The sequence below is a fragment of the Pseudomonas sp. KH_021 genome (assembly GCF_057838865.1).
Map to the genome: position 1 here is coordinate 3,892,789 of NZ_CM174477.1, position 16,272 is coordinate 3,909,060.

Consider the following 16,272-nt stretch of genomic DNA (forward strand, 5'->3'; position numbering starts at 1 on the left):
CATCGTTATTGTTATTGGTCGCCAGCAACCTGCATCAATTTGGCGTAGGCCTGCAGATGATGGTCGTCATCACCGAACTGTCGCGCGACCATCAGCAGGTGCTTGGCATGGTGCGACAGCACGTATTCCCAGGTCAGGCCGATGCCGCCGTGCAGTTGGATACCTTGGTCTGCAATGAATCGGCTGGCACGGCTGACGATGAACTTGGCAGCGGCCAGAACCCGGCTGCGCTCGTCACTGTCTGCCTGATCAGCCACGCAGGCGGCATGGATGGCCATGGAGGTGGCCTGATCCAGTTCGATGCGCATGTCCACCATGCGGTGCTGCAAGGCTTGGAATTTGCCAATCGGCTGGCCGAATTGCCGGCGCGTCTTCAGGTAGTCGAGGGTCAGCGCGCAGGCGGCCTCCATGCTGCCGATGGCTTCTGCGCACTGGGCGGCGATGCTCCGGCCTTGCTGGTAACGCAACGCGGCCAGGGCCTGGCCAGGCTCACCGAGCAGCGCTGCGCCGCCGACCTCCACATCGTCAAGGTACAGTTCACAGGCGGTGCGGCCGTCCATGGTCGGGTAGCAACGACGTCGCACGCCGCTGGCCTGTGGGTCGACCAGGAACAGGCTGATGCCATCCTCGTCACGCGGGCCGTGGCTGATGCGCGCGGACACCAGGATCAACCCCGCGCTCTGCCCACCGACCACCACCGATTTACGGCCATTGAGTCGCCAACCACCACTCACGGCATCAGCGCGGGTCTGTACGTCATGCAACTGGTAATGGCTCTGTGGCTCGTCCAGGGCCACGGCCAACTGCAACCTGGCACTGGCGACCTGGGGCAGCAGTTCCTGCTTTTGCGCCTCAGAACCCAGCTGGGCCAGCAGGCCGCCGGCGAAAATCACCGAATGCAGGTAGGGTTCCAGGCACAGGCCGCGGCCCAGCTCGGTCATCACCAGCATGCTGTCCACACCGCTGCCGCCAAAACCGCCATAGGCCTCGGCAAACGGAACAGCGCACAGCCCCAGGTCTCCCAGCTGTTGCAGGAACTCGGTACTGAAGCCCTGCTCGCGTTTGCGGAACTGCTCGCGCTGCTCGAAACCATAGGTGTCACGCACCAGACGGGCTGCCGTGTCTTGCAGCATCTGCTGCTCTTCCGTCAATTTGAAGTCCATGGTCGTTGCCCCTTACAGTTCAAGAATCATTTTCGCGATGATGTTCTTCTGGACCTCGTTCGAGCCGCCATAGATCGAGGCCTTGCGGGCATCCAGGTACTGGTAGGTGGCCGAGGCGCTGTATTCGGTGTAGAGCAACTCATCATCGCCATAGCCCAGCTCGTCCTCGAGGAATGGCAACGCATGGGGCCCCACTGCCTTGCTCATCAGGTAGGCGATGGTCTGGCGGATCTCGGTGCCCTTGATCTTCAGGATCGAACTCTCAGCGCCGGGCGCAGCGCCGTCACGGGCAGCGGCCAGGGTCCGCAGATTGCTCATTTCGGCCGCCATCAGCTGCATTTCCACTTCGGCAACCTGGGTGCGAAACAACGGGTCTTCGATCAGCGGCCGGCCGTCGCGCAGCTCACTGCTGGCGATAGACTTGAGACGTTCAAGCATCGCTTTGTTCTGGGCGATCCCACCAATGCTGGTGCGCTCATGGGTCAGCAGGTACTTGGCGCAGGTCCAGCCTTCGTTTTCGCGGCCAACCAGGTTGGCCACCGGCACCCGCACGTTGTCGAAGAACACCTCGTTGACTTCATGCTCACCGTCAAGTGTGATGATCGGCCGTACGGTGATACCCGGGGTCTTCATATCGATCAACAGGAAGGAAATGCCGCGCTGCTGCTGAGCCTCGGGGTCGGTGCGAACCAGGCAGAACATCCAGTCGGCGTAGTGCGCCAGGGTGGTCCAGATTTTCTGACCATTGACCACGTACTGCTCGCCATCACGCACCGCACGGGTCTTCAGTGACGCCAGGTCAGAGCCCGCACCCGGCTCCGAATACCCCTGGCACCACCAGTCTTCGCTACTGAGAATGCGCGGCAGGAACCGTGCTTTCTGCTCGGGCGTGCCGAATTTGATGATCACCGGCGCCACCATTTTTACGCCAAAGGACACCACCCGCGGCGCGCCGGCAGCGAAACACTCTTCTTCGACAATATGTTTTTGCACCGCACTCCAGCCCGTGCCGCCGATGTCGGCCGGCCAGCCTGGTGCCAGCCAGCCCTGCTCGTTGAGGGTGCGCATCCACTGGACCTGGTCGTGCTTGTTCAGGTGCTTGCCCTGCTGGATTCGCTGGGCAAATTCGTTCGGCAGTTTTGCTTCGAGGAAGGCTCGCACTTCTTTGCGAAAGGCCTGTTCCTCCGGGGTGAAATCAATGTCCATCTCTCTACTCCGCACACCTGTTGGCGCGCCGGCGCATCAGCCGGCCGGCGCGTCGTGGATCAGTTATCGAAAATGATGACCGAGCGCGCCAGCTCACCACGGCGCAACTCATCGAAGGCCTCGTTGATCTGTTCCAGTTTGATTCGTTGGGAAATCATCTGGTCGAGCTTGAGCTTGCCGCTCATGTAGAAATCCACCAGGCGCGGCATGTCCACCGGGAAGCGGTTGGAGCCCATCAACGAACCCTGGACCCGGCGCTCGTGCAACAGGTGATAAGGGTCCAGCTCAATTTTCAGACCCGGCTTGAGCATGCCGATAATGGTCGCGGTGCCGCCGCGGGCCAGCATGGCGAAGGCCTGCTCGGCGGTCTGCTTCAAGCCAATACATTCGAAGGAGTGATGCACGCCACCGCGGGTCAGCTCCAGCACTTGTTTGGCGGCATCGCCGTCCTTGCCGTTGACCAGATCGGTGGCGCCAAATTGCTTGGCCAATTCCAGCTTGGAATCGAGCATGTCGATGGCGATGATCCGCCCTGCCCCCGCCAGCGCCGCGCCGTTGATGGCCGCCAGGCCAATACCGCCACAACCGATCACCGCCACGGTTTCACCGGGGCGGACCTTGGCGGTATTGAAGACCGCGCCCGTGCCGGTGGTCACCGCACAGCCCAGCAGCGCCGCGCGGTCGAGCGGCATGTCACGGCGGATCGCGACACAGGCGTTTTCATGGACCAGCATCTGTTCGGCAAAGCCGGACAGGTTGACGAACTGCGGCATCGGCTTATGGGCATAGGTCAGGCGCGGCTCGTCATCGGCGTCGCGCTTGGTTTCCGGCGAGACGCAGCGCGACAGGTGGCCGGTGACACAGTGTTCGCAATGGCCGCAGAACACGGTCAGGCAGGTGACAACATGGTCGCCCGGCCTGACCGAACGCACGTCGCAGCCGACCTGCTCGACGATACCGGCAGCCTCGTGCCCCAGCACCAGGGGGCCCGGAAACGGATAAGACCCATCAACCACATGCAGGTCGGAGTGGCAGACACCCACCGCCTGGGTGCGGATCAGGACTTCACGCGGACCTGGCTTGCTGATACCGATCTGTTCGATGACCAGCGGGGCTCCAACCTGGTGGAATACGGCAGCTTTCATGACATACCTCTCAAGAGTGGGCGTAGGGGGTTCAGGCCGGCTTTACCGGGGAACGAAATACCGCCTTGGCGTGGCTGAAGGTGCGGAAACCATCGATACCGTGATAGCTGCCCATGCCGCTGTGACCGACGCCACCGAAGGGCAGGCTTTCCACCGCTACGTGCTGCATGACCTCGTTCAGGGTCACCCCACCGGAGCAGGTACGGTTGAGTACAAAGGCTTCTTCCCCCGCGTCGTGGCCGAAGTAGTAGAGCGCCAGCGGGCGTGGTCGGGCGTTGATAGAGGCCACGACCTCGGTGAGGCGCTCATAGGATTTGATCGGCAGCAGCGGGCCGAAGATCTCGTCCTGCATCACCTGCAAGTGGTCGCCGGGGTCACGCAGTAAGGTCGGCACAATCTTGTTGTTTGCAGCTGTGCTGAAGTCCTCGCCAGCCGGGTTCAGCTCGACCAGCTCGACACCGGCTGCGCGGGCTTCGCTCAGATAGCCCAGCAGGCGCTCGAAGTGCCGCGTGTTGATCACCGAGGTGTACTCGGGATTATCCTTGAGGGTAGGAAAGAATTTGGCCACAACGGCTTTGGCCACCGCGATGAACTCATCCACCCGCTCGTGCGGAACAAAGACATAGTCCGGCGCCACACAGAGCTGACCGGCGTTGAGCAACTTGCCGAAAATGACCTTGGCGACCGCGGTCTTGAAGTCGGCGGAACGAGAAATAATGGCGGGCGACTTGCCCCCCAGTTCCAGGGTGACGGGTACCAGGTTGTCGGCTGCGGCACGCAACACCTGCTTGCCGATGCTGGCCGCGCCCGTGAACAGCAGGTGATCGAACGGCTGGCTGCAAAATGCCTGGGCGACTTGCGGGCCTCCGGTAATCACCGCAACTTCCTCGGGGGCGTAGACCGAACGGATCAGCCGGGCGACCAAGGCAGAGGTGTGCGGGTTGAACTCCGAGGGCTTGATCATCACTCGATTGCCGGCCGCCAGTGCTCCGGCCAAGCCCTTGAAGATCATATTGCCGGGCACGTTCCAGGCCGTGACGATGCCCACCACGCCCAGTGGCTGGTACTGCACCCAGGCCTCACCAACCTTGGTCTGGCGCGTTTGTGGCAGCATCCATTCGGCCAGCTCTGCCTGGGTCTGCTTGAGCGTTGCCAAAGGCGACTGCACTTCGCTGGCCCGCGAGAAAGCCGGGCTACGATGACCAAAATCGGCCGTCAGTGCATCGATGATGTCCTGTTCGTGATCAATCAGCAGCCCTATGGCGCGGTCGATCAATTCACAGCGTTGTTCCACGCTGTAGGGTTCATTGGCCAGGTAGGCCGACCGTTGTCGTTCCAGAATTGCGCGAATATCTGCATGCGTCGGGCTTTCAATAGCGCTCATACACATTCCTCTTATTGTTCTGTCGGCGTCGTGCTGGGTTCATGGTTGTCGATCAACTTCAGGACTGCGCCACCCGTATCAGGTGGCGGCCTGAGAACCTCAAGAACAACGCCTTGCGAGCAAGACGCTGTTCCGCTTACGGCAAGAAAAATCAGCGAATGCCTGCGTTGCGCAGCGCCGCTGGGGTGAAGTCGCTCAGGGAGGCGGACATGCCGTACTGCACACCTTTCTTGGACTCATTGGTCAAGCCCATCACGATGTAACGCCCGGCCGTCAGGTCATTGATCGACTGAGCCGCGTAGGTGGCGATGCCGTGCTCGAAATCGTTCAGTGCAAAGCCTTCGCTGACCCGCCACAGCTGGCCACGGCCATCGTAGTGATCGACCTCGGCCAGTTGCCAGGTGTCCTCGTCGAAGTACAGGTCGCGCTTGGCATAGATATTCCGCTGGCCGGCCTTCAGCGTCGCCTCCACATGCCAGACCCGATGCAGCTCGTAGCGAGTCAGGTCCTGGTTGATATGCCCGGGTTTGATGATGTCGTCGTACTTGAGCTTGGGCGACTGCAACCGGTAGTTGTTATAGGGGATGTAGACCTCCTTCTTGCCAATCAACTTCCAGTCGTAACGGTCGGGCGCACCGTTGAACAGGTCTGCGTTGTCCGTGGTTCGCAAGCCGTCAGCCGCGGTCCCCGGCCCGTCGTAGGCCACCTGAGGTGCACGGCGCACTCGGCGCTGACCGGCGTTGTATTGCCAGGCCATGCGCGGCTCGTTCACCTGGTCGATGGTTTCATACGCCAACAACACGTTACCGGCCAGGCGCGACGGCGCGGTGACCCGCTGCTTGTAGTAATAAATAATGTTTTGCGCCTGGTTCTTGTCCACACCCTGCATGTATTGCGGGGCGCCCATTTCATCCTCGATCTCGACGACGGTGTAGGTACCGTTGGCTTGGGGCGTCATCTGCGCGGTGGTGCGTTTGAAGTTCGGCCCCCGGTAACGGGTCGTGTGGTTCCACAGCACCTCGATGCCGCTCTTGGGAAGCGGGAAAGGGAAGAAACGCGTGTCGGAGAAATTGCGCAAGGCGTTGCCGTTATCGGCCAACTCAGTGCTGACGGCACTCTTCTTCGCAATCTCGTAGATCTCCTGAGAGGCCGATGCGCTGCGATGGGTCTTGTACACCGGGATCTTGTAGCTCTCGGGGTAGCGCGTGAACATCGCCAGCTGGCCTGGGGTCAGCTTGTCCTTGTACTGGCCGGCATTGGCTGCGGTGATGGTGAACAGTGGTTTTTCATCTTTGAAGGGGTCGCCCAAAAAACCGTTTTCATAAGGTGCGGCGCCCTTTTGCAGGCCGCCGGTCCAGGCCGGGATGCTGCCATCGGCGTTGCCGGCTTTCTGACCTCCCAGCGGTGTCAGGGTGGTGCCCAGTTGGGCCGCTTCCTGCGGCGAAACCGCCGCCATCACGCCGGTGGCCAACAACGACAGGGTCATTGCGCCAACGCGCAGCATAGTGATCGTGTTCATTCTTAAGTTCCTCTGCCCAGGTTGCATCAGAAATTCACGCCGAAGCTGAGCGCGACATAGTCACGGTCGACGTTAGTGTTGAAGTCGCCACCGAAGTAATCGGTGTAACTGAGACTGGCGGTGTAGGTGTTGAGGTAATCGGCATCCAGACCGAGGCTGACGGCCTTGGAGCCTTCATCGAAGTTCGGGCCATTACCCGAGACGTCATGGGACCAGGCCAGCGATGGCGACAGGTTGATGCCCGCGATCGCGTTGGGGTAGTCGAGCTTGGCCCGCACCCGGTAGCCCCAGCTGTTGCTGGTATAGAAACCGTCGTCGTTGCATTCCTGCGCCGGGTTACTGGCCGTTGGCAGGCCCGCGGCAGTGCCTGTGCACGCGGCCAGGCCTTGCGCACCCGGCAGTTCACCGGAGCCAAAGGCCGGGCTGCGACCGAAGCGCAGATCGGTGCCGTCGGCCTTGCCCAGACCGCCGATGTGGTTGTAGCCCACTTCACCCACCAGGGAGAGGCGGTTGGCACCCAGCACCTGGTCAACGAACTGGGTGACGGTGACCTGTGCCTGAGTCACCGGCATGCGCTTGTAGCCCTCCACCGTGGCACCGGGAGTGCGTCCGGCAAAGCCGGTGGTGATCAGCGGTGAGGTTGCACTGAAGGTGGCCGCGGACAGCAGGTCGGCGGTATTGAGTTGCAGTGGCATGTTCGGCCGGAAACTGACCTCACCGCCCAGGGAGGTGCCGCCCAGGTTGGTCTGGAAGCTCAGGCCATAGAGGCGGACATCCTCGGGAAAGTCGATGAAGTACCGCGCGCTGCGGGCAGAAGCGAGACCGCCGCTCAGGTCAGACATCTGATTGACGCTCAAAAACGGGGCTCGACTGTGATAGTTCATCGCGTAGGCGCCGAACTCGGTCTCGTTGAGCTCCGGCACGAACCAGCGCAAGGCCAGGCCATACTGCCCGTCGTTACGCGCCTCATCGTCGTTAAGGCGCGGGATGTAGGCGTTGGTGTTGGCATCGACCGGGCCGGTGTTGTCCGAGACGCCGGGCGGCAAGTCGAGGCCGGCGACCACCAGACGGTCGTCGCAGCCCTTGGCGATACCGTCGCTGCCGAAGAACGTACCGCAGTTATCGACGATCGATTTTTGCCACTGCAGTTGATAGAAGACTTCGGCCGTCAGGTTCTCGGCCAGCCCCTGGGAGAGATAGAACATGTTGACCGGGATCAGGCCTTCCTTCACCTCGGCCCCCGGGCGCCGCAGGGCTGCCACGTCGATCGGGTTGATGCTGTTGATCGAGTTACCGATAAAGGTGCTCTCGCCCCAGCTCACTACCTGTTTGCCAAGCCGCACGTTGCCGGCCTGATCGCCCAGGGTGTAGTTGTGGTAGACGAAGCTGTCGAGGAACATCGCGCCGGAGGACTTGGCCGCACGCTCGCGGCCGCGGTCGTCGATGTCGTAGAACGGGCGGTGCTCATCCTTGAGCTCGAAGTCATACCAGTACTTACCGCGCACGAAGGCGCCGCTTTCACCGTATTTGAGCTCCAGGTCATGCACACCCTTGAAGATTTTCGAGAAGGTCTCGCCCTTCTTGAAGTTCAGGCGGTTGTCATCGACGGTACGCGACGAGGAGGTTCCTCGTTCGCCCTGCGAGTTGAAGTTGGAAATCAACGACGGATCAGGCCCGCGCACCGACCAGCTGGAGCCAATCGACAGCGAGGAGTCGAACTGGCCCGAGATCTCCCCGATATTGAAATCAATCGCCTGAGCCTGAGTACTCATTCCTGCGGTTACCGCTACGGCCAGCAAACTGGGCTGGAAGACTCCGCGGATTTTTTTTCTTGTCATGCGGTTTCTCCGATTAAGGATGAAAGGGTGAGGCCATGTACCCGATGGCCCTGATACCCGAATGGGTGGTTTGAGACCTCGTGCAACAGCTTCCGTATTCGGGTTATCGCTGGCAGAGCCGAGCCTGATCCCTGGACCGAATGTAGTGACGAGGGGGGGGTAAAAAGCCCCCCGCATTGGGTGGCAGAAAAGCCAATCCGAGGTTGCTCGTCGATTCGAGCCGGCGCCGCCAGCGTGGCGGGCGACCACCCGAGTCGGGTGGCGCTGAGTGACCCGGCAAGTCCGAGCATGGCGCAAGCCCTCCCGCCATTGACACCAGGACGCCCAATGAAGACCGAGCTGATCACGCTGCGCAAAGCCCAACTTCTGATCAATGGCGGCATTGCCGAGTTCTCGCACCAGGACCCGAGCTCGCGCAACGCCTTGTCGCTGGACCTGCGCCAGGACTACAGCGAGATGCTCGACCGCGTGCAATCGGATCGCAGCATTCGCGCCTTGGTCATCACCGGTTCAGGCGGCAGCTTTTGCGCAGGCGGCGACCTCAAACCCTTCAAGGAACGCCAGACCAGCACCGACCCCGAACTCAACTCCGCGGATGCCATGCGCCGCCGCCTGCAGGCCGTGCACGTCTGGGTGGAGCGCTTGCGCAACCTGGAAATCCCGGTCATCGCGGCGGTCGACGGACCGGCCTATGGCGCCGGTTTCGCCCTCGCGCTGGCCGCCGATTTCGTGCTCGCCTCGCGCCGCGCCTCGTTCTGCATGTCCTTCGCCAAGGTTGGCCTGGTCCCGGACTCGGGCACGCTGTACATGCTGCCCCGGGTGGTCGGCCTGCAAATGGCCAAGGAGTTGATGCTGACCGCACGCCGCGTCGACGTCAGCGAAGCCCAGGCGCTGGGCATCGTGCATGCCGTCTACGACCCTGAAGCACTGCCGGCCCAAGCCTTGAATTTCGCTCGACGCTTTCTCGATGGACCTCGGGAAGTACTGGCGCAGACCAAGAGCTTGCTTAACAAAAGCTTCGAGACCCCCTACGCCACCCTCGCCGAGCTGGAATGCCTGGCCCAGGCCCTGGTGTCGACCGCGCCCTACCACCCCCAGGCCGTGAACTGTTTCCTGCGTGGCGAGCCCGCGCCTTTCGACTGGGATCGCCAGGCCTGAGACCTGAGATGAGTGCCGACCACCCACCTTGGGTGGAGTTCTCCAGGTCGTCACGACCTACCGTAAAGCCTGACAGCAGAGGCCTATCAACGGCGATACCCGAAGTCATGCGCGTACTGATCGCCCGCAATTGCTGATCCCTCCAACAACAAGGAAAACTCCATGAGCCAGAAAGTGTTCGTCGCCGGCGTCGGCATGATTCAGTTCAAAAAACCCGGTACCAGCGAGACCTACGATGTCATGGGCGAGCAGGCAATTCGTCTGGCGCTGGCCGACTCGGGTCTGGATTTTGGCGACATTCAGCAGGCCTACGCCGGTTACGTCTATGGCGACTCCACCTGCGGCCAGAAGGCCCTGTACCGCGTCGGCATGACCGGCATCCCGCTGATCAATGTCAACAACAACTGCGCCACCGGTTCCTCCGCACTGTTCCTGGCTCGCCAGGCGGTACAGAGCGGCGCGGTGGACTGCGCGCTGGCGTTTGGCTTCGAACAGATGAACCCGGGTGCGCTGAAATCCGCCTGGAGCGACCGCGCACCGGCCACCGAGCGCGCGCTCCACGTGAGCAACGAGCTGATCGGCATGACCGAACTGCCCAACGCAATTCGTCAGTTCGGGGGTGCCGGCTACGCGCACATGCAGAAGTACGGTACTCGGCTGGAGACCTTCGCGGCGATCCGCGCCAAGGCCAGCCGCCATGCCGCGCGCAACCCGCTGGCGGTCTTTCGCAATGTGGTCAGCACCGAAGAAGTGATGGCCGCACCGATGCTCTGGGAAGGCGTGATGACCCGGCTGATGGCCTGCCCGCCGACCTGTGGCGGCGCGGCGGCGATCGTGGTTTCCGAAGCCTTCGCCAAGAAGCATGGCCTGCGCGCCGACGTGCTGATCGCGGGCCAGGCACTGACCACCGACCTGCCGAGCACCTACGACGCCAAGGACATGATCCGCGTGGTCGGCTTCGACATGACCCGTCTGGCCGCCCAGCAAGCCTACGAGCAGGCCGGTATTGGCCCCCAGGATGTGCAGGTGATCGAGTTGCACGACTGCTTCGCCCAGAACGAACTACTGACCTACGAAGGCCTGGGCCTGTGTGCCGAGGGTGGCGCCGAGCAGTTTGTGCATGACGGCGACAACACCTACGGCGGCCAGTGGGTGACCAACCCGTCCGGTGGCTTGCTCTCCAAGGGCCACCCGCTGGGTGCCACCGGTCTTGCCCAATGCTACGAGCTGACTCACCAACTGCGCGGCACGGCCGGTGATCGCCAGGTGGCGGGCGCGCGCGTCGCTGTGCAGCACAACCTTGGCCTGGGCGGTGCCTGCGTGGTCACCGTATTCCAGAAGAACTGACAGACCCATGGAGTGAGCGACATGATCGACCAGAAACACATCGGCAAGGAGATCGGCTCTTTCACCGTCACCGCAGAGCTGGGCCAACTGCGCCTGTTCGCCAAAAGCGTTGGCGAAACCAACCCGATCTACTTTGACGAGCAAGCCGCGCGCGACACCGGTCACCCCAGCCTGCCGCTGCCACCCACCTTTTTGTTTTCGCTGGAGTTCCTCCTGCCGTCGCAAGCCTGGCGCGACGAGCTGGGTATCGTGCCGGCCCGCGTGCTGCACGGTGAGGAAACGTTCAAGTACCACCGCATGGCCTACGCCGGCGACACCCTGCACTTCGTGACCCGCATCGCCGACATCTACGCCAAAAAAGGTGGCGCCCTGGAGTTCGTGGTGCGCGAGTCGCGCGTGACCAATCAACGTGGCGAGCACGTGGCTGACCTGCGCAGCGTCCTCGTCCATCGCAACGGCTGAAGCGGAGAATCCTGATGAACACCGTGACTTTCGACTCCCTCCAGGTCGGCGACCTGCTGCCGGCACTGGCCCTGGCGCCGATCAACCGCACCACCCTGGGGCTGTTCGCCGGCGCCTCGAACGACCACAACCCGATCCACATCGACCTCGACTACGCACGCAAGGCCGGCATGAGCGACGTGTTCGCCCACGGCATGCTGTCGATGGCCTACCTCGGTCGCCTGCTGACCCAGTGGGTCGACCAACGCCAACTGCGTGAGTTCGGCGTGCGCTTCATCGGCATCACCCACCTCGGCCACCAGATCACCTGCACCGGCAAGGTTGTGGAGAAGTTCACGGCCGACGGCGAACAACGCATCAAGGTAGAAATCCAGACCGCCAACCAATACGGCGACGTGAAAATCCTCGGCGACGCTGTGATCGCCGTCTGATTCCCACTCAACAGGAGTACACCCCCATGGCAAAACTCGACGGCAAAGTAGCACTGGTCACCGGCTCCGGCCGCGGTATCGGTCAATCCATTGCACTGAAACTGGCCAGCGAAGGCGCCCGCATCGTCATCAACGATCTGGACGCCGACCCGGCTCACGAGACCGCGGAACTGATCCGAAAAATGGGCGGCGAAGCGGCTGTCTGCCACGGTAATGTCAGCGCTCCGGATTTTGCCGAGCGTTACATCAAGACCGCGATGGACAACTTCAAGGGCATCGACATCATCGTCAACAACGCTGGCTACACCTGGGACGATGTGATCCAGAAGATGAGCGATGAGCAGTGGCACGCCATCCTCGATTGCCACCTGACCGCGCCGTTCCGCATCCTGCGGGCCGCCTACCCGATCATCAAGGCCCAGGCCCAGGCCGAAGCTGCCGACGGTCTGGAAGTGTTCCGCAAAGTGGTCAACATCTCTTCGGTCTCGGCGCTCAATGGCAACGCCGGGCAGATGAACTACTCCTCGGCCAAGGCGGGTGTGATCGGCATGACTCGCTCGCTGGCCCGCGAATGGGGGCGCTTCAAGGTCAACGTCAACGCGGTGGCATTCGGCTTCATCGAAACCCGCATGACCCGGGCCGACGCCAACGCGGGTGCAACCGTGAATATCGAAGGCCGTGACATCCGCGTCGGGATCAGCCCGGAAGCGGCCAAGTCGCACTCCCAGCGCAACCCACTGGGCCGACCCGGTACGCCGCAAGAAGCCGCTGATGCTGTGTACCTGTTCTGCTCGCCCGAGTCGAACTACATCACAGCCCAGACCATCGCCGTGGCAGGCAATCTGCAATAAGCACCCTCGCGGCTGCGCCCGTTCGATGCGCCTCGCCCTGGTGCATGCGCAACGGCAGGCGCAGCCGCTGTGCGCGAATGACTGCTTATGGAGCAGAGCTGATCGAATAACAATAAAACTGGAGAGCTCAATGGCTACGGATAAGGGCGACGCTCGCCCGCTGATGACACACCGCTGGGCGGTGCTTTCAACCGCACTCACGCTGTGTGGCGCACTCTGGATGATGTCGGCCTGCGCTGTGGAAACGACGGTCGCAACGGACCGCTATGCCATCGACTCGGCCAAGGCTGTGCGCAGCCTGATGCTGGATGTCGTTCATGCCGGTACTCGGCTGGTGGCCGTGGGCGACCGTGGCCATATCCTGTATTCCGATGACCAGGGCCAAACCTGGGCCCAGGCAAAAGTGCCGACCCGGCAAATGCTCACGGCGGTATTTTTCGTCGACGACCAGCATGGCTGGGCGGTCGGCCATGATGCCCAGATCCTGGCCACGGCCGACGGCGGCACCACCTGGCGCAGTCAATTCCAAGACCTTGCGCGTGAGGCACCGTTGCTCGACGTCTGGTTCAAGGACGCCAGCACCGGCTTTGCCGTGGGTGCCTATGGCCAGTTCCTCGCAACCACCGACGGCGGCCAGCACTGGAGTGACGCCAGCGAGCGCCTCGATAACGAAGACCAGTATCACTTCAATGCCATCGGTGCCGTGAAGGACACCGGCCTGTTCATCGTCGGCGAACAGGGCAGCCTGTTCCGCTCCGCCGACTGGGGCCAGACCTGGGAGCGCGTGCAGGGCCCCTATCAAGGTTCGCTGTTCGGCATGATCGGCACGGGGCAAGGCCGCACGCTGCTGGTCTATGGCCTGCGCGGCAACCTGTTCCGCTCCACGGATTTCGGCGACAGCTGGGAAAGCATCCCGCTCCAAGGCGCCCGTGGTGCACTGGAGTTCGGCCTGTCCGGCGCCAGCCTGCTCACTGACGGCAGCCTGGTGCTGGTCGGCAACGGCGGCAGCGTGTTGCGCAGCGACGACGCCGGCCAACACTTCAGCGTGCTCAACCGGCCAGACCGCCTTTCGCTTTCTGCCGTCACCGGCGGTGCCAATGGCGAGCTGATCCTGGTCGGCCAGGGCGGCATACACACGAGCGCTACGACCGGCGCTGAACTGGGCCAACAGGTGGGACAACGATGAGCAGCCGTGAGAAGTTTTCGATGAGTCAACACCAGCAGGATCAGGCCACCTTCCTTGAGCGGCTGATTTTCAACAACCGGCCGGCGGTGATCTTCATCTGCCTGCTGGTCAGCAGCTTCCTGTTCTACCAGGCCACGCTGATCCGCCCCTCCACCAGCTTTGAGAAGATGATCCCGCTCAAGCACCCCTTCATCGAGAAGATGCTGGAGCACCGCAATGACTTGGCGAACCTGGGCAACAGCGTGCGCATCTCGGTGGAGGCGGTCGAGGGTGACATCTTCTCCAAGGACTACATGGAGACCCTGCGCCAGATCAATGACGAAGTCTTCTACATCCCCGGTGTCGACCGCTCGGGCATGAAGTCGTTGTGGAGCCCCAGCGTGCGCTGGACCGAAGTCACCGAGGAAGGCTTCGCCGGTGGCGAGGTGATCCCACAGAGCTACAATGGCTCGGCCGGTAGCCTGGAACAGCTGCGCAACAACGTGCTCAAGTCCGGGCAGGTCGGGCGCCTGGTGTCCAACGATTTCAAGTCGAGCATCGTCGAGATTCCGCTGCAGGAGTCCTACCCGGACCCTGACGACCAAGGCAAGCAGGTTGCGCTGGACTACCAGATGTTCTCCCACAGCCTGGAAGAAAAGATCCGCGACAAGTACCAGGCGCAGAACCCCAACGTCAAAATCCACATTGTCGGTTTCGCCAAGAAGGTCGGTGACCTGATCGACGGCTTGAACATGGTGGTGATGTTCTTCGGCGTGGCTTTTGTCATTACCCTGGTGCTGTTGTACGGGTTCACTCACTGTATCCGCAGCACCATCGCCGTGTTGAGTACCACCCTGGTGGCAGTGGTCTGGCAGTTGGGCCTGATGCACGCCGCAGGCTTCGGCCTGGACCCGTACTCGATGCTGGTGCCTTTCCTGATCTTCGCGATCGGCATCTCCCACGGTGTGCAAAAAATCAACGGGATTGCCCAGCAGTCCGGTGAAGCAGACAACGCCCTGACGGCGGCGCGGCGCACCTTCCGTCAACTGTTTTTGCCGGGCATGATCGCCATCCTCGCCGATGCCGTGGGCTTTATCACCCTGCTGATTATCGACATCGGGGTGATTCGCGAACTGGCCATTGGCGCCTCCATCGGCGTGGCCGTGATTGTCTTCACCAACCTGATCCTCCTGCCGGTGGCGATCTCCTACGTTGGCATCAGCAAGCGCGCCATCGAACGCAGCAAGCTGGACGCCGTGCGCGAGCATCCGTTCTGGCGTGCGCTGTCGAACTTTGCCAGTGCGAAAGTGGCACCGGTATCCATCGTCCTGGCATTGCTGGCCCTGGTCGGTGGCCTCTGGTACGGGCAAAACCTGAAGATCGGCGACCTCGACCAGGGCGCCCCGGAGCTGCGCCCCGACTCGCGCTACAACCAGGACAACCAGTTCATCATCAACAACTACTCGACCAGCTCGGATGTGCTGGTGGTCATGGTCAAGACCCAGGCTGAAGGCTGTTCGACCTACGCGACCATGGCGCCGATCGACGAGTTGATGTGGACAATGAACAACACCCAGGGCGTGCAGTCGGCGGTTTCCCTGGTGACCGTGTCCAAGCAGATGATCAAGGGCATCAACGAGGGCAACCTGAAATGGGAAACGCTGTCGCGCAACCCCGATGTGCTGAACAACTCCATTGCCCGTGCCGACGGCCTGTACAACGCCGACTGCTCGCTGGCGCCGGTGCTGATCTATCTCAACGACCACAAGGCCGAAACCCTGGACCGCGCCGTCGCGGCCGTGAAGGCGTTCGCCAGGGACCACGACCAGGACGGTCTCGAGTTCCTGCTGGCGGCCGGTAATGCCGGTATCGAAGCGGCCACCAACGAAGTGATCAAGACCAGCGAGCTGACCATCCTGATCCTGGTGTACCTCTGCGTGGCGGTGATGTGCCTGATCACCTTCCGTTCGTTCGCCGCCACCTTGTGCATCGTGTTGCCGCTGGTGCTGACCTCGGTGCTGGGCAATGCGCTGATGGCGTTCATGGGCATCGGCGTGAAGGTCGCGACACTGCCCGTCGTCGCCCTGGGCGTGGGCATCGGCGTGGACTACGGGATCTACATCTACAGCCGCCTGGAAAGCTTCCTGCGGGCCGGCCTACCGTTGCAGGAGGCCTACTATCAGACGCTCAAGTCCACCGGCAAGGCGGTGCTGTTCACCGGGTTGTGCCTGGCGATCGGCGTGGCGACGTGGATTTTCTCGGCGATCAAGTTCCAGGCCGACATGGGCCTGATGCTGACCTTCATGCTGTTGTGGAACATGTTCGGCGCGCTGTGGCTGCTGCCAGCGTTGGCGCGGTTTCTAATCAAGCCGCAGAGGATGGTTGGGCAACAGAGCAAGTCGTTGTTTGCCCATTGACCTGCGCGCTGCGCGCGGCCAATGTCGAGGGTCCCCTGTTCGACCAGTCAAAAGCCCTCTACCTGAACACTCAGAACCTCTTCGGCCTGTTCGGCGGCATGCCACCAGGCAAGCCAGGTGGCGGTCCGAAAAAAATGGCGATGGGGAATAAACCCATCGCCATCAGTGTAACCTTTCTAATGTGAC

14 protein-coding genes are annotated in these 16,272 nt (G+C 62.0%); 8 read left to right on the top strand and 6 right to left on the bottom strand.

Annotated elements, in window-relative coordinates; translation table 11 throughout:
* Positions 1-11 precede the first annotated feature (11 nt).
* The 6 genes from AC3IX4_RS17950 to AC3IX4_RS17975 all read right to left on the bottom strand — a co-directional run bounded on the left by AC3IX4_RS17950 (position 12) and on the right by AC3IX4_RS17975 (position 8,255).
* On the bottom strand, positions 12-1,163 hold the full coding sequence (locus AC3IX4_RS17950) for an acyl-CoA dehydrogenase family protein (protein ID WP_489256752.1): 1,152 nt from the start codon (positions 1,161-1,163) through the stop codon (positions 12-14).
* 12 nt (positions 1,164-1,175) lie between these two features.
* The gene (locus AC3IX4_RS17955) at positions 1,176-2,369 is read right to left on the bottom strand and encodes an acyl-CoA dehydrogenase family protein (RefSeq protein WP_489256753.1); all 1,194 of its coding nucleotides are present in this window, start codon (positions 2,367-2,369) and stop codon (positions 1,176-1,178) included.
* Positions 2,370-2,428: 59 nt separating this feature from the next.
* Positions 2,429-3,514: a Zn-dependent alcohol dehydrogenase gene (locus AC3IX4_RS17960; RefSeq protein ID WP_489256754.1), complete on the bottom strand. Its 1,086-nt coding sequence runs from the start codon at positions 3,512-3,514 to the stop codon at positions 2,429-2,431.
* Between the two features lie 31 nt (positions 3,515-3,545).
* Positions 3,546-4,898, bottom strand: coding sequence for a coniferyl aldehyde dehydrogenase (locus tag AC3IX4_RS17965; protein WP_489256755.1), 1,353 nt, complete (start codon positions 4,896-4,898; stop codon positions 3,546-3,548).
* A 151-nt stretch (positions 4,899-5,049) separates the two neighbouring features.
* Complete coding sequence (locus tag AC3IX4_RS17970; protein ID WP_489256756.1) at positions 5,050-6,417, bottom strand: DUF1329 domain-containing protein; 1,368 nt, start codon at positions 6,415-6,417, stop codon at positions 5,050-5,052.
* A gap of 26 nt (positions 6,418-6,443) precedes the next feature.
* Positions 6,444-8,255, bottom strand: coding sequence for a DUF1302 domain-containing protein (locus tag AC3IX4_RS17975; protein WP_489256757.1), 1,812 nt, complete (start codon positions 8,253-8,255; stop codon positions 6,444-6,446).
* Positions 8,256-8,582: 327 nt separating this feature from the next.
* Between AC3IX4_RS17975 and AC3IX4_RS17980 the strand changes: the two genes are divergently transcribed.
* The 8 genes from AC3IX4_RS17980 to AC3IX4_RS18015 all read left to right on the top strand — a co-directional run bounded on the left by AC3IX4_RS17980 (position 8,583) and on the right by AC3IX4_RS18015 (position 16,271).
* Positions 8,583-9,413 carry an enoyl-CoA hydratase/isomerase family protein gene (locus AC3IX4_RS17980; RefSeq protein WP_489256758.1) on the top strand — a complete coding sequence of 277 codons (831 nt, stop codon included), beginning with the start codon at positions 8,583-8,585 and terminating at the stop codon, positions 9,411-9,413.
* 162 nt (positions 9,414-9,575) lie between these two features.
* Positions 9,576-10,760, top strand: coding sequence for a lipid-transfer protein (locus AC3IX4_RS17985; protein WP_489256759.1), 1,185 nt, complete (start codon positions 9,576-9,578; stop codon positions 10,758-10,760).
* A 21-nt stretch (positions 10,761-10,781) separates the two neighbouring features.
* A complete protein-coding gene (locus tag AC3IX4_RS17990; protein ID WP_489256760.1) occupies positions 10,782-11,222 on the top strand; it encodes a MaoC family dehydratase N-terminal domain-containing protein in 441 nt (146 codons plus the stop codon).
* Between the two features lie 14 nt (positions 11,223-11,236).
* On the top strand, positions 11,237-11,653 hold the full coding sequence (locus AC3IX4_RS17995; RefSeq protein ID WP_489256761.1) for a MaoC family dehydratase: 417 nt from the start codon (positions 11,237-11,239) through the stop codon (positions 11,651-11,653).
* Positions 11,654-11,679: 26 nt separating this feature from the next.
* A complete protein-coding gene (locus AC3IX4_RS18000) occupies positions 11,680-12,504 on the top strand; it encodes an SDR family NAD(P)-dependent oxidoreductase (protein ID WP_489256762.1) in 825 nt (274 codons plus the stop codon).
* A 130-nt stretch (positions 12,505-12,634) separates the two neighbouring features.
* On the top strand, positions 12,635-13,690 hold the full coding sequence (locus AC3IX4_RS18005; protein ID WP_489256763.1) for a WD40/YVTN/BNR-like repeat-containing protein: 1,056 nt from the start codon (positions 12,635-12,637) through the stop codon (positions 13,688-13,690).
* A 20-nt stretch (positions 13,691-13,710) separates the two neighbouring features.
* The gene (locus AC3IX4_RS18010) at positions 13,711-16,086 is read left to right on the top strand and encodes an efflux RND transporter permease subunit (protein ID WP_489261316.1); all 2,376 of its coding nucleotides are present in this window, start codon (positions 13,711-13,713) and stop codon (positions 16,084-16,086) included.
* Positions 16,083-16,271, top strand: a complete 189-nt coding sequence (locus AC3IX4_RS18015) for a hypothetical protein (RefSeq protein WP_489256764.1) — start codon at positions 16,083-16,085, stop codon at positions 16,269-16,271. The genes AC3IX4_RS18010 and AC3IX4_RS18015 overlap by 4 nt, the downstream gene beginning before the upstream one ends.
* Position 16,272: the final 1 nt, after the last annotated feature.